The 22,437-nt window shown below is 70.3% G+C and carries 25 protein-coding genes, 1 pseudogene and 1 riboswitch; of the genes and pseudogenes, 2 read left to right on the top strand and 24 right to left on the bottom strand.

Annotated features, from left to right (window positions below):
* Positions 1–64: 64 nt before the first annotated feature.
* From OG892_RS29690 to OG892_RS29680, 3 genes are all read right to left on the bottom strand, one after another.
* Positions 65–1,168: a thiamine ABC transporter substrate binding subunit gene (locus tag OG892_RS29690; protein WP_073739121.1), complete on the bottom strand. Its 1,104-nt coding sequence runs from the start codon at positions 1,166–1,168 to the stop codon at positions 65–67.
* 81 nt (positions 1,169–1,249) lie between these two features.
* A riboswitch (TPP riboswitch) is annotated at positions 1,250–1,366 on the bottom strand.
* A gap of 66 nt (positions 1,367–1,432) precedes the next feature.
* Complete coding sequence (gene rlmN / locus OG892_RS29685; protein ID WP_073739120.1) at positions 1,433–2,539, bottom strand: 23S rRNA (adenine(2503)-C(2))-methyltransferase RlmN; 1,107 nt, start codon at positions 2,537–2,539, stop codon at positions 1,433–1,435.
* 71 nt (positions 2,540–2,610) lie between these two features.
* Complete coding sequence (locus OG892_RS29680) at positions 2,611–3,273, bottom strand: histone deacetylase (RefSeq protein WP_328865260.1); 663 nt, start codon at positions 3,271–3,273, stop codon at positions 2,611–2,613.
* 160 nt (positions 3,274–3,433) lie between these two features.
* On the opposite strand from OG892_RS29680, the gene OG892_RS29675 reads away from it, so the two are divergent.
* A complete protein-coding gene (locus tag OG892_RS29675; RefSeq protein ID WP_371630713.1) occupies positions 3,434–3,961 on the top strand; it encodes a hypothetical protein in 528 nt (175 codons plus the stop codon).
* A 70-nt stretch (positions 3,962–4,031) separates the two neighbouring features.
* On the opposite strand, the gene OG892_RS29670 is transcribed toward OG892_RS29675, so the two are convergent.
* The 5 genes from OG892_RS29670 to rpsB form a co-directional block, all read right to left on the bottom strand.
* A complete protein-coding gene (locus OG892_RS29670) occupies positions 4,032–5,117 on the bottom strand; it encodes a phosphatidate cytidylyltransferase (protein ID WP_073739117.1) in 1,086 nt (361 codons plus the stop codon).
* The gene (frr, locus tag OG892_RS29665; RefSeq protein ID WP_024488459.1) at positions 5,117–5,674 is read right to left on the bottom strand and encodes a ribosome recycling factor; all 558 of its coding nucleotides are present in this window, start codon (positions 5,672–5,674) and stop codon (positions 5,117–5,119) included. Before frr ends, OG892_RS29670 begins: the two co-directional genes overlap by 1 nt.
* A gap of 167 nt (positions 5,675–5,841) precedes the next feature.
* A complete protein-coding gene (gene pyrH, locus OG892_RS29660) occupies positions 5,842–6,618 on the bottom strand; it encodes a UMP kinase (RefSeq protein WP_073739116.1) in 777 nt (258 codons plus the stop codon).
* Between the two features lie 158 nt (positions 6,619–6,776).
* Complete coding sequence (tsf, locus tag OG892_RS29655; protein WP_073739115.1) at positions 6,777–7,613, bottom strand: translation elongation factor Ts; 837 nt, start codon at positions 7,611–7,613, stop codon at positions 6,777–6,779.
* A 101-nt stretch (positions 7,614–7,714) separates the two neighbouring features.
* Positions 7,715–8,680: a 30S ribosomal protein S2 gene (gene rpsB, locus OG892_RS29650; protein WP_371630712.1), complete on the bottom strand. Its 966-nt coding sequence runs from the start codon at positions 8,678–8,680 to the stop codon at positions 7,715–7,717.
* A gap of 276 nt (positions 8,681–8,956) precedes the next feature.
* Here rpsB and OG892_RS29645 point away from each other — a divergent pair.
* Positions 8,957–9,646 (top strand): annotated as a pseudogene (locus OG892_RS29645) (murein hydrolase activator EnvC); the annotation flags it as partial.
* Positions 9,647–9,741: 95 nt separating this feature from the next.
* Here the strand turns inward: OG892_RS29645 and OG892_RS29640 are convergent.
* The 16 genes from OG892_RS29640 to OG892_RS29565 all read right to left on the bottom strand — a co-directional run bounded on the left by OG892_RS29640 (position 9,742) and on the right by OG892_RS29565 (position 22,435).
* Positions 9,742–10,320, bottom strand: a complete 579-nt coding sequence (locus OG892_RS29640; protein WP_371631714.1) for a TetR/AcrR family transcriptional regulator — start codon at positions 10,318–10,320, stop codon at positions 9,742–9,744.
* Between the two features lie 118 nt (positions 10,321–10,438).
* Positions 10,439–11,275, bottom strand: coding sequence for an RNA polymerase sigma factor WhiG (gene whiG, locus OG892_RS29635; RefSeq protein WP_073739112.1), 837 nt, complete (start codon positions 11,273–11,275; stop codon positions 10,439–10,441).
* Positions 11,276–11,576: 301 nt separating this feature from the next.
* Positions 11,577–12,830 (bottom strand): DNA-processing protein DprA, encoded by a 1,254-nt coding sequence (dprA, locus tag OG892_RS29630; RefSeq protein ID WP_371630711.1) that lies wholly within the window; start codon positions 12,828–12,830, stop codon positions 11,577–11,579.
* Positions 12,827–14,461: a YifB family Mg chelatase-like AAA ATPase gene (locus OG892_RS29625; protein ID WP_371630710.1), complete on the bottom strand. Its 1,635-nt coding sequence runs from the start codon at positions 14,459–14,461 to the stop codon at positions 12,827–12,829. The genes dprA and OG892_RS29625 overlap by 4 nt, the downstream gene beginning before the upstream one ends.
* Positions 14,461–14,820 (bottom strand): YraN family protein, encoded by a 360-nt coding sequence (locus OG892_RS29620; protein WP_073739104.1) that lies wholly within the window; start codon positions 14,818–14,820, stop codon positions 14,461–14,463. The genes OG892_RS29625 and OG892_RS29620 overlap by 1 nt, the downstream gene beginning before the upstream one ends.
* Before the next feature lie 84 nt (positions 14,821–14,904).
* Positions 14,905–15,213, bottom strand: coding sequence for a DUF2469 domain-containing protein (locus OG892_RS29615; RefSeq protein WP_003965949.1), 309 nt, complete (start codon positions 15,211–15,213; stop codon positions 14,905–14,907).
* A gap of 62 nt (positions 15,214–15,275) precedes the next feature.
* Positions 15,276–15,764, bottom strand: coding sequence for an NUDIX hydrolase (locus OG892_RS29610; RefSeq protein ID WP_073739103.1), 489 nt, complete (start codon positions 15,762–15,764; stop codon positions 15,276–15,278).
* A complete protein-coding gene (gene lepB / locus OG892_RS29605) occupies positions 15,754–16,503 on the bottom strand; it encodes a signal peptidase I (RefSeq protein WP_073739102.1) in 750 nt (249 codons plus the stop codon). The genes OG892_RS29610 and lepB (OG892_RS29605) overlap by 11 nt, the downstream gene beginning before the upstream one ends.
* 49 nt (positions 16,504–16,552) lie before the next feature.
* Entirely contained in the window at positions 16,553–17,458 is a 906-nt protein-coding gene (gene lepB / locus OG892_RS29600; protein WP_371631713.1) for a signal peptidase I, read from the bottom strand.
* A 100-nt stretch (positions 17,459–17,558) separates the two neighbouring features.
* The gene (gene lepB, locus OG892_RS29595; RefSeq protein ID WP_371631712.1) at positions 17,559–18,458 is read right to left on the bottom strand and encodes a signal peptidase I; all 900 of its coding nucleotides are present in this window, start codon (positions 18,456–18,458) and stop codon (positions 17,559–17,561) included.
* The gene (gene lepB / locus OG892_RS29590) at positions 18,355–19,428 is read right to left on the bottom strand and encodes a signal peptidase I (RefSeq protein WP_073739100.1); all 1,074 of its coding nucleotides are present in this window, start codon (positions 19,426–19,428) and stop codon (positions 18,355–18,357) included. The genes lepB (OG892_RS29595) and lepB (OG892_RS29590) overlap by 104 nt, the downstream gene beginning before the upstream one ends.
* The gene (lepB, locus tag OG892_RS29585) at positions 19,421–20,191 is read right to left on the bottom strand and encodes a signal peptidase I (protein ID WP_371630709.1); all 771 of its coding nucleotides are present in this window, start codon (positions 20,189–20,191) and stop codon (positions 19,421–19,423) included. Before lepB (OG892_RS29585) ends, lepB (OG892_RS29590) begins: the two co-directional genes overlap by 8 nt.
* 45 nt (positions 20,192–20,236) lie before the next feature.
* Positions 20,237–20,587, bottom strand: a complete 351-nt coding sequence (rplS, locus tag OG892_RS29580) for a 50S ribosomal protein L19 (protein WP_024492231.1) — start codon at positions 20,585–20,587, stop codon at positions 20,237–20,239.
* Between the two features lie 126 nt (positions 20,588–20,713).
* Positions 20,714–21,535: a tRNA (guanosine(37)-N1)-methyltransferase TrmD gene (gene trmD, locus OG892_RS29575; protein ID WP_073739098.1), complete on the bottom strand. Its 822-nt coding sequence runs from the start codon at positions 21,533–21,535 to the stop codon at positions 20,714–20,716.
* Complete coding sequence (gene rimM, locus OG892_RS29570; RefSeq protein WP_073739097.1) at positions 21,535–22,116, bottom strand: ribosome maturation factor RimM; 582 nt, start codon at positions 22,114–22,116, stop codon at positions 21,535–21,537. Before rimM ends, trmD begins: the two co-directional genes overlap by 1 nt.
* 79 nt (positions 22,117–22,195) lie before the next feature.
* On the bottom strand, positions 22,196–22,435 hold the full coding sequence (locus OG892_RS29565) for an RNA-binding protein (RefSeq protein WP_024492228.1): 240 nt from the start codon (positions 22,433–22,435) through the stop codon (positions 22,196–22,198).
* Positions 22,436–22,437: the final 2 nt, after the last annotated feature.

Genomic DNA, 22,437 nt, shown 5'->3' with positions numbered 1-22,437 from the left:
CCGCGCCGCGACCGGGAGCGTGCGGCCTTCCCGCGCGCGCCCGGTCCGCGTACGGGGGGCTTCGCTACTTCACTACGAGCGAGGACCATGACTGGACCCACTGCTCACGGTTCTTGGCGATCGCGTCCGGGGCGACGGTCGCGGGCTTGTCGGAGGTGGCCCCGAACTTGGTGAAGAGTTCCGGCACCTTCGCCCCCTTGGTGACCGGGCTGACGAACATGTTGAGCGGCATGTCCTCCTGGAACTTCTTCCCGATCATGAAGTCCAGCAGGGCCTTGCCGCCCGCCTCGTTCTTCGCGCCGTCGAGCAGACCGGCGAACTCGATCTGCCGGAAGCACGTCCCGGTGGCGACCCCGGTCGGGGCGGTCTTGGGCTGCGGGTCCGCGTACAGCACCTCGACGGGCGGGCTGGAGGCGTAACTGACGACGAGCGGCCGGTCGGCCTTGGCCTTCTTGCCGCCCGCGGAGCCGGAGAACTCCTCGTTGTACGCCTGCTCCCAGCCGTCGACGACCTTGACGCCGTTGCTCTTCAGCTTCTTCCAGTAGTCCTGGTAGCCGTCCTCTCCGTAGGTGGCGATGCTGCCGAGGAGGAAGCCGAGGCCGGGCGAGGACGTCGCGGCGTTCTCGGTGACGAGGAGGTTCCGGTACGCGGGCTTCGCCAGGTCGTCGAAGGTCTTCGGCGGCGCGAGCTTCTTGTCGGCGAAGTACTTCTTGTCGTAGTTGACGCAGATGTCGCCGGTGTCGACCGGGGTGACCCGGTGCTTCTCGGCGTCCAGCTGGACGTCGGACGCGACCTGGCCGAGGCCCTTGGCGGCGTACGGCGTGAAGAGGCCGTTGTCGAGGGCGCGCGAGAGGAGGGTGTTGTCGACGCCGAAGAACACGTCACCGCGCGGTGAGCCCTTGGTCAGGATCTCCTGGTTGAGGGCGGCGCCCGCGTCACCGCTCTTGAGCACCTTGACGGTGTAACCGGTCTCCCGGGTGAACTCCTTCAGCACGCCCTTGGACGCGTTGAAGGAGTCGTGGCTGACGAGCGTGACGGTCTTGGAGCCGGTGCCCTTGGTGCCGGACGAGCCGGACGACGCGTCGTCCGAGCTGCCGCAGCCGGCGAGCGCGGTCGCGCCGATCGCGGCGGCGACGGCCGTCACCGCGATCTTCTTGGTGGTGCTCATGTGATTCCTCCTGGGGGTGACCAGGAAGAGACGCGGCCCTGCCCGCACCGGAGTGGACCGGAAGCGGGCAGGGCGCAACAGCTTGAGTAAGGTCCGAACTTCCTACCCGGAATGACCCGGGCGAGGTTCAGAGGGTCTGCGGCCAACCTGTCCTTGGTGCCGCACTCTCAGCGCTGTGGCGCTCCCCTGTCGGAATATGAAGTTGAATTCACGCCCAGGCTACACGGCTGGTTCCGGCCTCAGAGCTCGGCCGACGCGGTTGCCCTAGCGCTCGGACGCCGCGAGCTGCCCGCAGGCCCCGTCGATCTCCTGGCCCCGGGTGTCCCGCACGGTCACCGGCACCCCGTGGGCGGCGATGGCCTCGACGAACGCCTTCTCGTCCTCCGGCCGCGAGGCGGTCCACTTCGAGCCCGGTGTCGGGTTCAGCGGGATCAGGTTGACGTGTACCCGCTTGCCCTTGAGGAGCCGGCCGAGCCGGTCACCGCGCCAGGCCTGGTCGTTGATGTCACGGATCAGCGCGTACTCGATGGAGATGCGGCGACCGGACTTCTCCGCGTACTCCCAGGCCGCGTCCAGTACCTCGCGCACCTTCCACCGGGTGTTCACGGGAACGAGGGTGTCGCGCAGCTCGTCGTCCGGGGCGTGCAGCGAGACGGCGAGGCGGCACTTGAAGCCCTCGTCCGCGAAGCGCAGCATCGCCGGCACCAGGCCGACGGTCGAGACGGTGATCCCGCGCTGCGACAGCCCCAGCCCGTCGGGCTCGGGGTCGGTAAGCCGGCGGATGGAGCCGACCACCCGGTTGTAGTTGGCGAGCGGCTCGCCCATGCCCATGAAGACGATGTTGGAGAGCCGCGCCGGGCCCCCGGGGACCTCGCCGTCGCGCAGCGCCCGCATGCCGTCCACGATCTGGTGGACGATCTCCGCGGTGGAGAGGTTGCGGTCGAGACCGGCCTGCCCGGTGGCGCAGAACGGGCAGTTCATCCCGCAGCCCGCCTGCGAGGAGATGCACATCGTGACGCGCTCGGGGTAGCGCATCAGGACGGACTCGACCAGCGTCCCGTCGTGCAGCTTCCACAGGGTCTTGCGGGTGGTGTCGTCGTCGCAGCTGATGTGGCGGACCACGGACATCAGGTCGGGGAACAACGCCTCCGCGAGCTTGTCCCGCGACCCGGCCGGAATGTTGGTCCACTCCGAGGGGTCGTGCGCGTACCGCGCGAAGTAGTGCTGCGAGAGCTGCTGGGCGCGGAAGGGCTTCTCGCCGGTCGCGGCGACGGCTTCCTTGCGCTCGGCGGGCGTGAGGTCGGCGAGGTGCCGCGGCGGCTTCTTGGCTCCGCGGGGCGCGACGAAAGTGAGTTCTCCGGGCTTAGGCATGGTTCCTCCAGTGTCGCAGACACGCCGGGGTGCGATCGGTCATCGTGCTGCCCGGCCCGCTGAGGTACGGGTCACTCCGTGACGAGGGCCCGGATCGCCTGTTGCGACCAGTGGCCGACGGCTCCGCGCGAGGAGGCGACGTAGGCCGCCACGGTGTCCACGTCCCAAGCACCCGCTTCGAGCAGGCCGGCGGCGAGGAGGCGCACGTACGCCCTGGAGGGAGGCACCGGGGTCACTTCGTCGGCCCGCCAGGGGGCCGTGAACGTGAGGACGGGCAGCCCGTCCAGTTGTCCGGCGCACACCAGCGTCTCGTACCGCCCGTCCCCCAGCCGTGCGACGCCCGACCTGAGCACCGGACCGAGATCAAGATCTTCTCCGGGGCTCCTGTACATCTCCTGAGCGGCGATGTCCGCGAACTGTGACGCAGAAACGAGGTGAGCGCGGGCGAAGACCCGCCCCTCCTGTTCCGGGTCGTAGAAGGCCCGTCCGCCGCCCCAGACGGTCGACTTCGTGGCGAAGTACAGGGCGCCCCTCAGTTCCACGGGAACGGACCGGCTGGGCATGCGCCGGTCCCTGCATCCCGGATGCGCCCGGCCGGCGCCGGGCGGCCGGCCGCCCTCGATATAGGAGGCGAGCCGGCCGAGATGCGTGTTCGAGCCGTACGAGGTGTACCAGACGCGCTGTGGCGCGGACTCCTCCACAGCTCCGGGCTCGATCGAACGCGCGCCGGCCATGACGCCCCCTTCCCTGCTCCGCTTCCGTTCCTCCAGCGTCCCAGACGCGGCAGTACCCCCGCTCACCGCCGGTGGGGGCGGCGGAGCACCACTGAGCCGGGTCGGACGGGGTACCCGGAGTGTCAGGGACGGCCCGCCGAATCAGCAGGAGGTATCAGCCGTGCACACCGTGAAGCACTGGTTCAGCCACAGCCTGGCCGCACAAGCCCTGGTGCTCTTCCTGCTGGGGCTGGGCTTCGGAGCCCTGTTCCGCCGGGACGATCATCCGGCGTTATGGGCGGTCCAGAGCCTGCTCTACACCGCCGTGGCCATCGGGGCTCTGGCGTACCAGCGCCGCAGGACCAGCCGGGCGACCGGCGCGCGGCCCGGCACGGTCGTCGACCTCAACCGCAGGATCCGGCACCGCGAGGTGCCGCAGGATCCCGAGGAGCGGGTGGTCATGCGCCGGCTGGTCGAGGACCAGCTCGGGAAGATGGAGCGGGGCGGCCGGTGGCTGCCCTACTGGCTGGGCTTCATGGGCCTGACCGCGGTGGGCATGCTGGTCCTCGGGGTCACCACCGGCTCACCGGCCCTACCCGTGGTCTTCGGCGTGGGCGTGATCGTGTTCAGCTGCTGGCTCGTGTGGATACGGAAGCGGGCGATCGAGCGGTATCAGCACACGCGCTCGGCCCTGCGGGAACGCGGCTGACGTCACCGGACACGAGTGGGGCCCACCGTCCGCGGACGGTGGGCCCCACTCGTGGTGACGCGTACGACGCTCAGCCGGAGCCGACGAAGAGGACCATCAGCAGCCAGACCACCGGCGCGGTCGGCAGCAGGGAGTCCAGCCGGTCCATGATGCCGCCGTGCCCGGGGAGGAGCGTGCCCATGTCCTTGATCCCGAGGTCCCGCTTGATCATGGACTCGCCCAGGTCACCGAGGGTGGCGCTGGCGGCGACCGCGAGGCCGAGCAGCAGGCCCTGCCACCAGGAGCCGTCGTCGATCAGGAACTGCATGCACAGCGCACCGGCCACCATCGCGAAGCTCACGGCTCCGAAGAGGCCCTCGCGGGTCTTTCCGGGGCTGATCCGGGGCGCGAGCTTGTGCTTGCCGAACCGCCAGCCGACGGCGTACGCGCCGGTGTCGCTGACCACGGTCAGCAGCAGGAAGGTCAGTACCCGCATCGGCCCGTCGTCCGCCGTCAGGAGCATGGCGACGAAGGTGGCCAGGAACGGTACGTAGAACGCGGCGAAGACGCCGGCCGTGACGTCCTTGAGGTAGCCCTCCGGCGGTTCGGTCATCCGCCAGACGAGCACCGCGAGTGCGGTCAGGGCCATCGCGGCCCAGGCGCCCTCGGCGCCTCGCGCGTAACCGGCCACGACCATGGCGGCGCCACCGACCGCGAGGGGGATGAGCGGCGCCTTGATGCCCTTGCGCTCCTCCAGCCGGGAGGTGAGCTCCCAGAGGCCGACGACGACGGCGACCACGATCACACCGACGAAGACGGCCTTGACGATGAAGAGCGAGGCCACGACGACGGCGCCCAGCCCCACGCCGACCCCTATGGCGGACCCGAGATCACGGCCCGCACGTTTCTTCTGCGGAGGTGGCGGCGCGGTGGACATGGGCTCCTGCGGCTTCTCGTCGCGGAACAGGGGGCCGCCGCTCAGGCGTGCGGCCCCCTGGTCCCGGTCATCACGGCTCTCAGCGTCTCTACCTGCGTCGGGAACGTCCGGCACGATGGGCATGGGCCGAGTCTGCTGGGCGTTATGCACATCGTATGCAGGACCCGCCGGAACGGACCGCATCTCGGGAGCGGCACCGTGGCCGGCGTCCTGCGGGACGCCCCAGGAAGAGTCGTTCATCAGACTTCGAGCAGCTCGGCTTCCTTGTGCTTCAGCAGCTCGTCCACCTGCGCGACGTACTTCGCGGTGGTGTCGTCGAGCTCCTTCTCGGCACGGCGGACCTCGTCCTCGCCGGACTCCTTGTCCTTGACCAGCTTGTCGAGGGTCTCCTTGGCCTTGCGGCGGACCGCGCGGATCGAGATCTTGGAGTCCTCGGCCTTGGTCTTCGCGACCTTGATGTAGTCGCGACGGCGCTCTTCGGTGAGGTCGGGGAAGTTCACCCGGATGATATTGCCGTCGTTGCTCGGGTTGACGCCGAGGTCGGAGTCGCGGATGGCCTGCTCGATGTTGCGCAGCGCCGTCTTGTCGAACGGCGTCACGACGGCCATCCGGGGCTCGGGCACCGAGAAAGAGGCCAGCTGGTTGATCGGGGTCAGCGCGCCGTAGTAGTCGGCGACGATCTTGTTGAACATCGCCGGGTGCGCACGGCCGGTGCGGATCGCGGCGAAGTCCTCTTTCGCGACCACGACGGCCTTCTCCATCTTCTCCTCGGCCTCGAGGAGGGTTTCTTCGATCACCACGTGCTCCTGCGTGTCTTGAGTGGGCCCGGCGTGCTCGGGCCCGGCGGGTCCTGCGTCGCGTCCTCACCTGCACGGTGTCCGACCGGCAGGCCGTTGTCCATCCTTCGGGCCCCTGGCTCGGGCCCCGGGAACCACCGGGTCACCCCGGTCCGGTCCCCCGGTTCTCAGGCCCGGGTGCTCCGGTCGCTCACGAGCGAGCCGATCTTCTCACCCTTGACGGCGCGGGCGATATTGCCCGCCGTCGTGAGCTCGAAGACGAGGATCGGCAGCTGGTTGTCACGGCAGAGCGTGATGGCGGTGGCGTCGGCGACCTTGAGGTCGCGGGCGAGCACCTCGCTGTACTCCAGCGCGTCGAACTTCACCGCTCCGGGGTTGGTCTTCGGGTCGGAGTCGTAGACCCCGTCCACACCGTTCTTGCCCATCAGCAGCGCCTCGGCGTCGATCTCCAGGGCGCGCTGGGCCGCGGTGGTGTCGGTGGAGAAGTACGGCATGCCCATACCGGCGCCGAAGATGACGACGCGGCCCTTCTCCAGGTGCCGTACGGCGCGCAGCGGGATGTACGGCTCCGCGACCTGACCCATGGTGATGGCGGTCTGGACGCGGGAGTCGATGCCCTCCTTCTCCAGGAAGTCCTGGAGCGCCAGGCAGTTCATGACCGTGCCGAGCATGCCCATGTAGTCGGACCGGGCCCGGTCCATACCGCGCTGCTGGAGCTCGGCGCCGCGGAAGAAGTTGCCGCCGCCGATGACGATCGCGATTTCCGCGCCGTCCCGGACGACCGCCGCGATCTCGCGTGCGATGGCGTGTACGACGTCGGGGTCGACACCGAGACCCCCGCCACCGGCGAACGCCTCTCCGGACAGCTTCAGCATGAAGCGTCCGGACACCTTGCCGTCGTCGCGCCTGTGGTCACCTTGTGCGGCGTCCGCGCCCTTGTTCATGGAGATTCTCCTCGTGCACATACGAAGAAGGCCATTGCCGGTGGGTCCGATGTCCCTCAGCGGCAATGGCCTCCTCGTCAGATCTGCGGTCGTACGGCGGTGTGCGGCCGTCGACTGCACCAGACCCTATCGGGGTCCACCGTTTTTCGCGGACGGACTCAGATGCCGACCTTGATGCGCGAGAAGCGCTTCAGGGTGACACCGGCCTCGTCCAGGACCTTCTGGACGGACTTCTTGTTGTCCAGCGCGTACGGCTGGCCGAGGAGGGTGGCCTCCTTGAAGAAGCCGTTGACGCGACCCTCGACGATCTTCGGGAGCGCGGCCTCGGGCTTGCCCTCGGCGCGCGTGGTCTCCTCGGCGACACGACGCTCGGTCTCGACGATCTCGGCCGGGACGTCCTCGCGGGAGAGGTACTTCGGCGCGAAGGCGGCGATGTGCTGGGCAAGGCCCTTCGCCAGCTCTGCGTCGGCCTTGTCGAGCTCGACCAGGACACCGATCTGCGGCGGCAGGTCGGGCATGGTGCGGTGCATGTACACGGAGACGTAGGCGCCGGTGAACTGCTCGAAGCGGTCCAGGACGATCTTCTCACCGAGGTTGGCGTTGGCCTCGTCGACGTACGCCTGAACCGTCTTGCCGGCCTCGATCTCGGAGGAGAGCAGGGCGGCCAGGTCGGCCGGGGAGGTGGCGGCGACGTGCGCGGCCAGCGCGTTGGCGACGGCCTGGAACTTCTCGCCCTTGGCGACGAAGTCCGTCTCGCACTTCAGCTCGAGCAGGACACCGGAGGTGTTGTCCTCGGAGATGAGGGAGACGACGGCGCCGTTCTCGGCAGAACGGCCCTCGCGCTTGGCGACGCCCTTCTGGCCCTTGATACGAAGGGCCTCGACGGCACCTTCGACACTGCCGTCGGCCTCGTCGAGCGCCTTCTTGCAGTCCATCATGCCGGCGCCGGTGAGCTCACGGAGCTTCTTGACGTCAGCGGCGGTGTAGTTCGCCATGAGTCTGAATTTCTCTCTCGAAGTCTGAAAGATCTACGGGTGAACGGCGGGGGCGGTGCCTGTGCGGCACCGGCCCCCGCCGTCGTCAGCCGTGACGGGTGTCAGGCCTGCTCGCCGTCCGCGGCCGGAGCCTCGGCGGCGGGGGCCTCGACGGCCGGCGTCTCGGTGGCGGGCGCCTCGGCGGCGGGCGCCTCGACAGCGGCCTCGGCGGCGGCCGGGGCGTCAGCGGCCTCGGCGTCCGCGACCTTCTCGGTCTCGGCGGAGGTCTGGACCTCGGCGTCGGCCTTCTTGTCGCCCTCGAGCAGGTCACGCTCCCACTCGGCGAGCGGCTCGCCGGCGGCCTTCTCGCCCGGCTTCGAGTCGCCGGTCGCAGCGCCGGAACGGGCGATGAGGCCCTCGGCGACGGCGTCGGCGATCACGCGGGTGAGCAGCGTGACGGAGCGGATCGCGTCGTCGTTGCCCGGAATCTTGTAGTCGACCTCGTCGGGGTCGCAGTTGGTGTCCAGGATCGCGACGACCGGGATGTGGAGCTTGCGCGCCTCACCGACGGCGATGTGCTCCTTCTTGGTGTCGACGATCCAGACGGCGCTCGGCACCTTCTGCATCTCGCGGATACCACCGAGGGTCTTCTCCAGCTTGGCCTTCTCGCGGGAGAGGACCAGCAGCTCCTTCTTGGTGAGGCCGGAGGCGGCCACGTCCTCGAAGTCGATGAGCTCAAGCTCCTTCAGACGCTGAAGGCGCTTGTAGACGGTGGAGAAGTTGGTGAGCATGCCACCGAGCCAACGCTGGTTGACGTACGGCATGCCGACGCGCGTCGCCTGCTCGGCGATGGCCTCCTGCGCCTGCTTCTTCGTACCCACGAACATGATGGAGCCGCCGTGGGCGACGGTCTCCTTGACGAACTCGTAGGCGCGGTCGATGTACGACAGCGACTGGAGCAGGTCGATGATGTAGATGCCGTTGCGCTCCGTGAAGATGAAGCGCTTCATCTTCGGGTTCCAACGACGGGTCTGGTGACCGAAGTGGACGCCGCTTTCCAGCAGCTCCCGCATCGTGACGACGGCCATGGCCGTACTCCTTGAGGTACTCGGTTATCGCGACCGCAGGATTGCTGTCGCGCCTGACGCCCCGACGCGCCGTGCCACGAGGGACCGAGGAGCGCGGCCACCTCCGTCGAGAGGGAGATGGCGGGGCGTGCGAAGTCGACCCGGTGACCCGGATCGCCACAAGAAGTGTACGGGACCCGCCGAGCGCCGGGTGACGGCGCTGTCCACAACCGGCCGGTATTCCACAGATCCGGTCCATGATCCCCGCGGACCGGGCCGCCGGGGGACGGTTGTGCCATGCGAAACACATCTGACCAGGACGGATCGCGGGTCCGGTCCGGGGGCCGCCGCGCACCGGGCGGTGAGCGGGGCGGCGGGCCGGGGCGCCTGGCGCGGGCGGTGTCGGCGGCGGCCGCCGCGGCGCTTCTCGCGGCGGGGTGGTGGTGCGGGACGGCGACCGCCGAGGACCGGCCGCCCCCGCCCGTGACCGCGCCCCCGTCCGCCCTTGTCCCCGCCCCGGTGGATCCACCGCCCGATCGCGGACGGGTCTGGCCACTGGCCGGGCGGCCCGTGGTCGTACGGGGATGGGAGCCGCCCGCCACGGACTACGGGCCGGGGCACCGCGGGGTGGACCTCGCCGCCGGGCCGGGTACGGAGGTGCTCGCGGCCGCTTCCGGACGGGTCTCGTTCGCGGGCGCCGTCGCGGGACGGGGAGTGCTGGCGATCGAGCTGGCGGGGACGGGCGATCCGCCGCTGCGGACGACGTACGAGCCGGTGCGCCCGCTGGTCGCGAAGGGGGACGAGGTCACCGCGGGGCAGGTGGTGGCGGTCATGGCTACGGGGCCGTTCCACTGCGCTTCCGGCTGTCTGCACTGGGGGCTGCGCCGCGCGGCGGCGTATCTGGACCCGCTGTCACTGCTGCCGCCCGCGCTGCTGCGGCGCGGGCCGTCCCGGCTGCTGCCGGTGGCCGGTGTGCCCGAACTAGAACCCGCACCGCCTCCGGGCGGGGACCCGGTGGGAGCGGCGGCCGTCGGGGGTGCCGCGACCGCACCCCTGTACGGGGTCGTGGTCAGGCGCCGGAATCAGGAGGCCTGCTCGCCGGGGGCGCCCCGGACGCCGCAGAGGATCATGGCGACGGCGGTGTCCGCGATCACGGCCGGCTCCTCCACCACACTGAGTTCGATACGCCGCACCGCTGCGTCCACGGAGCCCTGGAGCAGCATCGCCGCCAGTCGGGGCTGCTGGTGGCCGAGGTCGCCGAGCGCCTCGACGATCATGGCGATCAGCCCGCCGTGGGCGGCGCGGATCTTCTCCCTGGCGCCCGCGTCCAGCTCGCTCGCGGAGATGGCGACGACGGCGCGGTGGCGCCGGTCTCCCACGAGATCGAGCTGCCGTCGTACGTACGCCTCGATCTTCTCCTCCGGCGTATCCGCCCGTTCCATCGCGTTCTCCACCTCGGCCGCCCAGACGGGGAAGTCGACGGTGCAGAGCTCCTCGACGACGGCGGCGCGGGAGCGGAAGTACTCGTAGACGGAGGACCGGGCGAGGCCCGTGCGCTCGGCGAGGGCGGGGAAGGTCAACGCCTCCGTGCCTCCCTCGGACAGCAGGGAACGCGCTGCGTCCAGGAGGGCGCCGCGCTGCATGGTCCGGTGCTCGGCCACGGAGGCCGCTCGAATCCTGGGCACGCGTCCACTCTACGGCGACCGCTGCCCGGGAGGGGGTGGGCGGTCCCGATCGGCCGGCCCGGGTGGACGGCGCCGGGCGCCGCCGGAGGCGGTCTCAGCGTCCGGCGTCGGCCAGTTTCGCGCGCAGTTGCAATACGGACTTCGTGTGGATCTGGCTGACCCGGCTCTCGGTGACCCCGAGGACATTGCCGATCTCGGCCAGGGTGAGGCCCTCGTAGTAGTAGAGCGTGACGACGGTCTTCTCGCGGTCCGGGAGGGTGTTGATGGCGCGGGCGAGCAGCCGCCGGAGCTCGCGGCCCTCGGCCACCTCCACCGGATTGTCGGCGGCGGTGTCCTCCAGCGTGTCCATCAGGCTCAGCCGGTCACCGCCCTCGCCGCCCACATGGAGCAGCTCCTCCAGCGCGACCACGTTCGCCAGGGACAACTGGCTGAAAACCGCGTGCAGTTCCTCCAGCCCGATCTCCATCTCCGCGGCGACCTCGGCCTCGGACGGGGTGCGTCGCAGCCGCGCCTCCAGCGTGGCGTAGGCGCGTTCCACCGCACGGGCCTTCTGGCGCACGGAGCGGGGGATCCAGTCCAGCGCCCGGAGTTCGTCGATCATCGCGCCCCGGATGCGGGTGATCGCGTACGTCTCGAACTTGATCGCCCGCTCGATGTCGAACTTCTCGATCGCGTCGATCAGCCCGAAGACCCCGGAGGAGACGAAGTCCGCCTGCTCGACGTTGGACGGAAGGCCCACACTCACCCGGCCGGCCACGTACTTCACCAGCGGCGAGTAGTGCAGGATCAGCTGCTCCCGCAGCCGCTCGTCGCCCGTGGTCTTGTACGAACGCCACAACTCGTCGAGGGAGGAGGGAGCGGGAGGGCGCACAGTGCCACGCGCAGCCGGTGGTACTGCCGCGCGGTCAGACCCGGAGGTGTGCTGGGGCATGTGGTGCCTTGAGCCGTTCTGCAGTGAAGTGCTGGGGAATGTGCGTCTGGGGCGGGGTCCTTGTGAGCGTAGCGTGACCGAAGTGTCGCGGTGCGCGCAGGATATGGGATCGGAGCGCGCGCTTCCGGGGGAACGGACACGGCACCGGACGCGACACCGGCCCCGGTTACGGAGACGGCCGCGCACCCGGACGAGGACATGACTGGCGACCGGGGCCGACACGTCGCGCGCCGGCCCCGGAGACGTTGCCGAACGATCCGCCGAGGTCATCGGCATCACCTTTTCACCCGAATGCTCCAGGTCAAGTACCGCCTCGCCGCGCGTCGTCATTGCAAGTCGGCCGCCGCGTCAACCGCCATCCATCGCCATGACGTTCGACGAACCCCAGTGAGTGCAGTTCGTACAGCTTGGCGAGCGCCTCGTCGATGCTCGTTCCGGCGGTACGGGCCACCTCGCGCACAGCGGCGGCCGTGCGGGCCGGAAGCGCGTCGAGAACCCTGGCGCAGCCGGTGTCCAGCAGGTCTCTGGGCAGCACCGCACCCTGTCTGGGCGGGGCGAGCTCCCCCATGTCACCGACCAGTTCAACGACTTCCGAGGCGTCCGTCACCAGCACCCCCTCGCCCCGCAGGAGTTCATGGACGCCTGCCGACAGACCGCTGGTGGCGGGCCCTGGAACGCCCATGGTGAAGCGGCCGAGCCGCTGGGCACAACGCGCCGTGACCAGGGAACCGCTGCGGTATTCGGCCTCCACCACGACGGTTCCCCTCGTCAACGCGGCGATCACCCTGTTCCGGAGGATGAACCGGCTGCGCGTGGGGTGTTCGGCCGGCGGCAGCTCACCGATGACGAGCCCCTGCCCGGCGACGCGCCCGATCAGTTCAGCATGTCCGCGGGGGTACGCGACGTCCACCCCGCAGGCCAGCACCGCCGCCGTCGCCCCACCCGCGGCGAGAGCACCCCGGTGAGCGGCCCCGTCGACCCCGAACGCCGCGCCCGAGACGACCACCCACCCCCGTTCCGCGAGACCGGCGCCGAGGGCCGTCGCCATATGCGCCCCGTACGGGGTGCAGGCGCGGGCCCCGACCACCGCCACCGAACGCAGCGCCCAGAGCCGCAGATCGGGCCTCCCCCGCACCCAGAGCCCGGTCGGCCGGGTGTCCCCCAGGTCGTCCAGCTGGCTCGGCCACTCGCGGTCGCCCGGACAGACGAAGCGCCCGCCGACCGCGGCCATCGCCGCGAGATCCCGCGCGGGGTCCGCCGCCTCGGCCCGCAGCCGGTAGCCGGCCAGCCGTCGCGCCGTCATACCGCTGAGCTGCTCGGCCGATCCGTCCCTGGCGGTGATCCGCCGCAGCAGTTCCCCGGCGCCGCACTCCCGCAGCCAGCGGCCGCCCCGTTCGTCCCCCGGCTCCAGGACCCGCGTCAACGCGACCCGCGCCAGCCGCTCCCCGTCACCGGGCCCACCGGGAGACCACGCCGACCGCTCCCCGTCACCGGGTCCGGGTCCGGGCCTGGGCCCGGGCAGCGGCAGTGACTCCCCCGCCTGCTGCCCCGTCATGCCGCCCCCGCCGTCCCCGCCGTCATCGGCGCCCCGCGCGGAATGCCGGTGCGCAGCTCCAGGGCCACCGCGATGTCCGAGGCGTCCGGCCGGTCGACGCCCCGCAGATCCGCGAGGGTCCACGCCACCCGCAGGACCCGGTCCAGGCCGCGCGCGGTGAGCATTCCCCGTTCCATGTCGCGCTCGGCCGCCAGAAGCGCCCCGGGCGCCGCCACCAGGCGGGTCCTCAGCTCGTGGCCGGGTACCTCGCTGTTGGTGGTCCAGGGTGTACCGGCGAGCCGCTCCGCCGCCCGTGCCCGCGCCTCCCGCACCCGGGCGGCGACCGTCGCCGTCGACTCGCCCCGACCACCCTGCCCCATCAGGTCCGCGCGCCTGACCGGGTCGACGGCCACCCGCAGATCCACCCGGTCGAGCAGCGGACCGGAGAGCCGGGCCTGATAGCGCCGGACCGAGGCGGGCGGGCATTCGCAGCCGGCCCCGCTCAAGGTGTGCCGCCCGCACGGGCACGGGTTGGCGGCCAGCACCATCAGGAAGCGGGCCGGCAGCCGGACCACCCCCGCGCTGCGTGCCACCACCACATGCCCCGACTCCAGCGGCTGGCGCAGCGCGTCCAGGGCCCGTACCGAGAACTCCGGCGCCTCGTCGAGAAAGAGGATGCCGCGGTGGGCCAGCGACACCGCGCCCGGCCGGGGCAGCCCGTTGCCCCCGCCGACCAGCGACTGCATGGTCGCCGAGTGGTGCGGTGCGCAGTAGGGGGCCCGGGAGACCAGGGGTTCCCCCGGCGGCAGGATGCCCGCCACCGAGTGCACCGCGGTGACCTCGAGGGATTCCTGCCTGCTCAGGGCCGGCAGGATCGCGGGCAGCCGTTCGGCGAGCATGGTCTTGCCCGCGCCCGGTGGTCCGGACAGCAGGAGGTGGTGACCGCCCGCCGCCGCGACCTCCAGGGCCTTGCGCGGCCGTTCCTGGCCCGCGACGTCCGCCAGGTCCGGCCGGTGTCCGTCGCCCTGTGCCGAGCCCCGGGCGATGCCGGTGCCCATACCGGCGCCGGGCACCATGAGACCGGCCAGCATGGTGTCGGGGCGCCCCTGGTCGTGCGGCTGCTGTTCCTCGGGCACCGGTTCGTCGCAGAGCACGGCGATCAGCTGCCGCAGGCTACGCACCCCGAGCACGGAGACCCCGGGTACCAGCGCCGCCTCGCCCGCCGTCTGCTCGGGGACGACCACCTGCCGGTAGCCGGCCTCCGCGGCGGCCAGCACGGCGGGCAGCACCCCGCGCACCGGCCGCACCCGGCCGTCGAGCCCCAGCTCCCCGATCATCACGACATCCGCGATCGACGCGGGGTCGATCCGCTCGGCCGCGCCGAGCACCGCACACGCCACGGCGAGATCGAAGCCCGAGCCGCCCTTGGGTACCGACGCCGGCGACAGGCCCACCGTGAGCTTCTTCTGCGGCCACTCCGCGCCGGAGTTGGCGATCGCCGCCCGTACCCGGTCGCGGCTCTCCACCAGGCTCTTGTCGGGCAGCCCCACCAGGGTGAACGCCGCCACCCCGGCCTCCAGGTCCGCCTGGACCTCCACCACCACGCCCTCGACGCCGACCAGGGCGACCGAGCAGGCCCGCGCGAACGCCATCAGGCCACCCCCCGCGCGTGCTCGGCCCGGGGCGCACCGCGCCTGGGCAGCACCACGCCGACCAGGTCGATCCGCACGCCCCCGGGCGGCGAACCGCCGTGCCGGTCCAGCCAGAGCTCGGCCAGCCGGCGCAGCCGGTCCGCCTTGGCCGGTGTCACGGCGGCCATCGGGTGCTCGAACCCACCCGCCCTGCGCGTCTTCACCTCACAGATGACGAGCGCGTCGCCGTCCAGCGCGACGATGTCGATCTCGCCGGTGCGACAGCGCCAGTTCCGTTCCAGTACGGACATGCCGGCCTCGGTCAGCAGCCGCGCCGCCAGATCCTCGCCGTACCGCCCGAGTGCCCCCCGTGCGTTCATATCGGCACCACCTCCGGCACCGACTCTGACGCGTCCGCCCGCAGCTAGTGGATCTTGGTGGACAAGTGGGCGGATGTGGAGAACTCAGCCACCCGGAAGTTCGAGATCGCTCTTGTTGAGCTCCTCGATGTTGACGTCCTTGAACGTCAGGACCCGGACCTGTTTGACGAACCGGGCCGGCCTGTACATGTCCCAGACCCAGGCATCCGCCATGGACACCTCGAAAAACACCTCGCCCTGGACCGAGTGCACCTGCATCTCGTAGTCATTGGTGAGGTAGAAGCGCCGTTCGGTCTCGATCACATATTTGAACAGACCGACGACATCGCGGTACTCCCGGTAGAGCTTCAGCTCCATCTCGGTCTCGTACTTCTCGAGGTCCTCGGCGCTCATTGGCATGTTCCCCTTCAGCCGTGCGTGCCCCCATTGTGCGCCAGGCCGGGCGCCCCGGACGCTCAGGCGATTTCGGGAGCCAGAACCAACGGCGTACGCGGGGGACCCTCGTCGAGCAGCGTGTGCAGCAGCCCGGCGAGTCTGGTCGGGTACACCGTCTCACGCGTCGCCGACAGTTCGGCGGAGGTCCACCACCTCAGGCCCGCGACGCTGCGCCGTTCCAGCCCGGTCTGCCCACTGGTGTCCGTCAGGGTCTGTGCCGTACGGGCGAGGAAGTACCACTCGTCCTGCTCCCAGCGCCGGCCGTCGAACGGAAAGGAACACATCCGCTTCCAGAGGAGCGGGCCCAGTTCGACCTCCCTGATCCCGGTCTCCTCCGCCAGTTCGCGCAGCGCTGCCTGCTCGCGGGTCTCGTCGCCCTCCAGCCCTCCGCCCGGGGTGAACCACCAGGTGCTCGCGGGGTCCTCCGGTTCGAACCCGTGCATCAGCAGAACGCGGTCGTCCGGATCGAGGAGAACCAGGCGGGAGACCTTGCGCCTCTCAGCGGACACCGGCGGCCGCCTTCCCCTGCTTGTTCCGCTTCGACCGGGCGGACCGGGCTGCGAGCGGTCCGTACACGGACCCGCCCAGAATCAGCAGCACGCCCGCGATCACCGCTGCGAGCTGAAGCTTGACCGGCCCCGCGGAGGACACCCCGCCGGGCAGGGCGGCGAAGGCGCTGGGCCGCTCCACCATGCTGCCCAGCGGCCAGGCCACGGCGTCCACCCGGGCCGTCACGGCGCTGCGGGGCACCGAGCCCTGTCCGCCGTCCTCAAGGTGGACCCGGGAGTCCAGCGAGACCCGGCGGTCGTCGCCCAGGAGGAAGAGCTGCCCCTTGGGCACCTGGGCCGTGAAGCCGTTCGCGGAGGCGGGATCGTCGGAGCGCAGATACGGTTCCGCAACGGGTATGCCGTTGATCGTGAGCCGGCCGTCCTTCTCGCAGCAGGCGACCTTGTCGCCGCCGACACCGACGACCCGCTTCACCATCGGCATATCGCCCCACGCCGGATCGGTGAAGACCACGACATCGCCCCGGCGCACCTCGCTGCCGTCCACCCGTTGGGCGAGGACCCGGTCGCCCGCGTTCACCGTGGGGGTCATCGACTCGGTCGGCACCGTGTACGGCCGGTACACCACGGCCGCCCAGGCGAAACCGCCGAGGAAGAGCACACAGCCGACGGCCACCGCCAGCCCCGACAGTTTGCCGCCGAGCCGGCCGCGGCCGTCGTCCGTACGTCCTGTTCCACTCATCCCAGCGTCCCCCATCGGAGATCGACAATCGCTGATCCGAGTCGGCACCCTACCCGGCGGTACGCCCGCCGGTCAGTTTCCGCCTGCGCCGGATCACGAGCGGCAGGGCTCCGGCGATGCCGAGCGCACCGGGAGCCACCGCGGCCGCGGTGTTGATCCCCTGCTGGTCGAAGGTGTCCGGGACCGGCAGCGTCGCCCAGCGGTTGACCGGCCACGCGACCAGGACGGCCCGGCCCACGACATCGTCCACCGGCACGAAGCCCTTGTTCACGTCGTTGGTGTGATACCGCGAGTCCGAGGAGTCCTGCCGGTGGTCGCCCATCACCCAGATCTTGCCGTCGGGCACCTTGAACGGGCCGAAGGGCATGTCGTCACAGGGTGTGCCGCCGGGGAAGATGTAGGGCTCGTCGAGCGGCTTCCCGTTGACGACAACCGGACCGCCCTTCTTGCAGGACACGGTGTCGCCGCCGACCGCGATCGTCCGCTTGATCAGGTCCTTCTCCTGCGACGAGGGCATCAGGCCGATGAAGCTGAGGAAGGTCTGCACCACGTTCGACTCGGGCGTCGGCTCGCCGTCCAGCCAGCCGCTCGGGTCGTGGAAGACGACGACCTCGCCGCGCTCCGGCTCTGAGCCGAACCACGGAGTGAGCTTGTCGACCAGCACCCGGTCGCCCTGCTGAAGGGTGTTCTGCATCGAATCCGACGGAATCGAGAACGCCTGCACCAGAAACGTCTTGATCAGCAGCGCGAGAACCAACGCGATACCGATGAGGAGCGGCAGCTCCTTCCAGAGGGGGCGGGGTTTCTTCGCCCGTTTGCCCCCCTGCTCCGGGATGCGCGCGGCCTCCGGCGCGGCCGGACCCGGTGTCCCTCCCACGGGATCGAGGGCAGCGCCGGCAGGCTGCTCGGTCCTCTCCGTGGACTGTCCGTGTCCGGATCGCGCTCCGTCTGCCACGTCGCTCACATTCATTTCCTCACTCTGCGCCAACGACGGCCCACCCGGGCCCGCCGATCACAAACCCACCCCCCTGGACAACGAGCGGGGGTTCCCCGGGCTACTTCTGCCGCGCCGCCGCGGCCCTGCTCCGCCTGCGCCAGAGCACGAGGGGCACGGCGCCCGCGAAGCCCAGCGCACCCGGAGCCATCGCGGCCGCGGCGTTGATCCCCGGCTGGTCGAAGGTCTTCGGGACGGGCAGGGTCGCCCAGCGGTTGACCGGCCACGCCACCACGATGGCCCGGCCCACGACCTCGTCGTTGGAGACGGTGCCGCCGCCCGGCAGCTCCTGGTGGTAGCGGGAGTCGAGGGAGTTCTGGCGGTGGTCGCCCATCACCCAGATACGGCCCTTGGGCACCTTGACCGGGCCGAACGGCTCGTCGTTGCAGGCGGTGTTCCCCTTGAAGATGAACGACTTGTCGTCCAGCGCCTTGCCGTTGACCACGACCGGCCCGTTGTTCTTGCACTCGACCGTGTCACCGCCGACCGCGATGACGCGTTTGATCAGGTCCTTCTCCTCGGCGGACGGCATCAGCCCGATGAAGCTCAGGAACTTCTGCACCGCGTTCGGATTGGCCGTCGGAGTGTTCTCCAGCCAGCCGCCCGGATCGTGGAAGACGACGACCTCGCCGCGCTCCGGCTCGGAACCGAACCACGGAGTGAGCTTGTCGACCAGCACCCGGTCACCCCGCTGAAGGGTGTTCTGCATCGAATCCGACGGAATCGAGAACGCCTGCACCAGAAACGTCTTGATCAGCAGCGCGAGAACCAGCGCGACACCGATGAGGAGCGGCAGCTCCTTCCAGAAGGAGCGCGGCTTCTTCCTGGCCGGACTGCCACTGCCCTGGGCGTCGCCGTCACTCTCCGCCCGGTCCTCCGTCGTCCCGGCCGACTCGGTGTTCCCCGGAATGTCCGGCCGGTCCTCGGGTTCGTCGTGTCCGGATCGTGCGCCCACCGCCAAATCCCCCACATCTGCTCCTTATTCCGTGCCACCGCCTGCGCCCTAGCCGGTGCAGGCCAACCACTCCCATAACGAGCGGGAGTTCCGCAGGGGTCGGGAGCCGGATCATTCCGTTGGGATCCTGGGACACACTATTCGACGGTCCCGGGGCAGCCGCCGTCCCGGCGCGCGGGTCCGGGACCGAGGAGAACGCCGAACGTTCCTCGAGCTTCGTCCAGTGCCCGACGGGCCAGGCGATCACCACGGCCCGTCCCACTACGGCATCTTCGGAAACCGTGCCGTCGGCCGTCTTGTCCAGGTGGAATCGTGAATCGGCGGAATTGGAGCGATGGTCACCCATCACGAAGATTCGTCCGGCTGGAACCTTTACCTCGAATTTGATCGTGGAAGGGGGATTGCCGGGAAAGAGATAGGGCTCGTCGATCGCCTGACCGTTGACCATGAGGCGGCCGTCCGCACCACAGCACTTCACCGTGTCACCGCCGACGGCGACCACTCGTTTGATCAGGTCCTGTTCGTCGTCCGACGGCAGCAGCCCGATGAAGGTCAGCGCCTCCTTCACCTGCTTGATGACGACGGGCGACTCCTTCGCCGTCACCGGATTCGGCGGCGGCCAGTCCGAGGGGTTCTTGAACACGACCACATCGCCACGCTGCGGCCGGGACCCGAACCACGGGGTGAGCTTGTCCACGAGGACCCGGTCACCGATCCGGATGGTCTGTTCCATCGATCCCGACGGGATCACGAAGGCCTGCACCAGGAACGTCTTGAGGACCAGCGCGATCACCACCGCGACGGTGATGAGCAGGGGAATCTCCTGCACGGCCGATCTGCGCCGCTTCCGCTTCACCTTGCGGGCCAGCCGACGCCGCTCCGCCCGGGTGGGCAACGAGCGGGACGCCGTGTCACCGTCCGCCGGCGGCTGCACCCCGGGGCCGGCGGCGTCCTGCCGCCGCCCGCGGTTACCCATGCGTCGCCCCCGGCGCGGGTACGCCGTCGAAGGCCGCGGTGCCCGGGAGCGAGGCCACCCGTCCCAGCGGCCAGCCGATCCAGTCCACCCTGCCGATCACCTTGTCGACGGGCACCATGCCGCCGCCCGGTTCGCCCAGGTGGTCGCGGGAGTCCCGGGAACGGCTGCGGTGATCGCCCATCATCCAGAGCGTGCCGTCCGGCACGACGATGTCGAACGGGGCCCGGGAGGGTGCGTCACCCTCGAAGAGGTAGCCCTCGTCCAGCGGCCGGCCGTTCACCTGGATCCGGCCCCGCTTGTCGCAGCAGACCACCCGGTCGCCCCCCACGCCCACCACCCGTTTCACGAAGTCGGTCTCTGCGGGCTCCGCGAGCCCCAGGGAAGCCGCCGCGCCGTGCAACAGCCCGGTGACGGGGTTCTCCGGCGGCGGGTCCTGCATGAAGGAGCCGGTGCCGTCGAAGACCACCACGTCCCCGCGCCGGGGTTCGGAGCCGAAACGGTACGCCAGCTTGTTGACGAGCACCCGGTCCCCGACCCGCAGCGTGGACTCCATCGAGCCACTCGGGATCAGGAAGGGCTGCACCACGAACATGCTGAAGAGGAGGACGAAGACCGAGCAGACAGCACCGAGCGCGACCGTGCGCCGCCACGACATCGAGGCGGCGAGACGGTGCGGGATACGCGAAAAGCGCGACCCCTCCTCCGGCCCCGTGGGGGCTGCGGAGGAGCGGTCGCGCTCCGTGGTTCTTGCTTCCGTGTCCATCGGGGCCAGAGCTTATCCGGCCGTGCCGCGGACCTGGGAGCCAGCTCAGCGGTCGCGCTTCTCCTTGATCTTCGCGGCCTTGCCGCGCAGCTCACGGAGGAAGTACAGCTTGGCGCGACGGACGTCACCGCGGGTGACGAGCTCGATCTTCTCGAAGATCGGGCTGTGCACCGGGAAGGTGCGCTCGACGCCGACGCTGAAGGAGACCTTGCGGACCGTGAAGGTCTCGCCGACGCCCGCGCCCTGGCGGCGGATGACGATGCCCTTGAACTGCTGGATACGGGAGCGGTTGCCCTCGATCACGCGGACGTGAACGTTGACGGTGTCACCGGGGCGGAACGCCGGGACGTCGGTACGCAGCGAGGCGGCGTTGACGCCATCGAGCAGGGAAGTCATGTTGTCTGCTTTCTTCGCCGATGCCACAGGTCATCGCCGGGAGAGTGATGAGATTGGGGTGCTGATCGCGTCGGACGGGCGTCTTTCCCCCTGTGGCAGGGGCGCACGCGGACGTACAGCAGCGGCCTATTCTTCCACGGCCTGGGGCCTGCGCCAAAATCGACCGCCCGGCTCGGGTGACCAGCCGAGGATCGAGAGCATCTCGCGGTCCTTCTTGTCGAAGCCCGCTGCCTCGCAACGCTCGATCAGATCGGGCCGGTTGAGCGCGGTACGGCGGAACGCCTCGTCCCGGCGCCAGCGCGCGATCCGGCCGTGGTGGCCGCTGAGCAGCACGTCAGGAATCCCCCGGCCGCGCCACTCGGGCGGCTTGGTGTAGACGGGCCCCTCCAGCAGATCGGCCATCGCGCCGGGTGCGAAGGAGTCGTCCCGGTGCGATTCGGCGTTGCCGAGCACGCCGGGCAGCAGCCGGGCCACCGCCTCCGTGATCACCAGCACCGCGGCTTCCCCGCCGGCCAGCACGTAGTCGCCGATGGACACCTCGACGACCGGCATCCGGGTGGCGTACTCCTCGGTGACCCGCCGGTCGATGCCCTCGTAGCGGGCCGGGGCGAAGATCAGCCAGGGCCGCTCGGACAGCTCGACGGCGAGTTCCTGGGTGAACGGCCGGCCGCTCGGCGTAGGCACCACGAGCACCGGGGAGTGCGCACCGGCCTCGTAGCCGTCGGCCAGGGTCTCGTCCAGGGCGTCGCCCCACGGCTCGGTCTTCATGACCATGCCGGGACCACCGCCGTAGGGGGTGTCGTCGACCGTGTTGTGGCGGTCGTACGTCCACTCCCGCAGATCGTGCACGTGCACGTCGAGCCGGCCGCGGGCGCGGGCCTTGCCGACGAGCGAGACGTTCAGCGGTTCGAGGTACTCGGGGAAGATCGTGACGACATCGAGGCGCATCAGGCGTCTTTCCCGCCCTCGGCGGCATCGGCCGCCGCCTCCTCGTCCCGCGAGGACACCACGACCGCCTCGCTCTCGTCGATCAGACCCGGCGGCGGCGTGATCACCGCGCGCTGTTCCTCCAGGTCGATCTCGGAGACGATCTCCTCGACGAACGGGATCATCACCTCGGTGCCGTCGGGGCGCTCCACGATGAAGAGGTCCTGGGACGGCAGGTGCGTGATCTCGGTGATCCGGCCGATCTCGGTGCCGTCGGCGAGAACCACGTCCAGGTCCATCAGCTGATGGTCGTAGAACTCCTCGGGGTCCTCCGGGAGCTCCTCCGGGTCGACCTCGGAGATCAGCAGCGTATTGCGCAGCGCCTCGGCGGCCGTACGGTCCCGTACGCCCTCGAAACGCAGCAGCAGCCTGCCGCTGTGCACCCGGCCGGTCTCGATCGTCAGCGGTCCCGTCGAGGCCGGCTCCGTGGCCAGTACCGCGCCGGGGCCGAGCCGGAGCTCCGGCTCGTCCGTGCGCACCTCGACGGTGACCTCGCCCTTGATGCCGTGGGCGCGACCGATCCGCGCGACTACCAACTGCACCTTGTGTCTCTCCTGTCATACGACGACGGGCCGGGGCGGGCGCATGGCCCTCCCCGGCCCGTGCCGGTGTTCAACTCTGTCAGCGAACCTGATCCACATCGACGAGGTCGACGCGGATACCGCGGCCGCCGATGGCGCCGACGACGGTACGCAACGCGCGTGCGGTGCGGCCGTTACGGCCGATCACCTTGCCGAGGTCGTCGGGGTGGACCCGGACCTCGAGCACGCGGCCGCGACGCAGGGTGCGCGAGGCGACCTGCACGTCCTCGGGGTTGTCGACGATGCCTTTCACGAGGTGCTCAAGAGCCTCCTCGAGCATGA

The organism is Streptomyces sp. NBC_00341, from assembly GCF_041435055.1.
In the GTDB taxonomy this organism is placed as follows: domain Bacteria; phylum Actinomycetota; class Actinomycetes; order Streptomycetales; family Streptomycetaceae; genus Streptomyces.
Note: the sequence above shows the minus strand (reverse complement) of the source record. Positions and strands in the feature narration are given on the sequence as shown.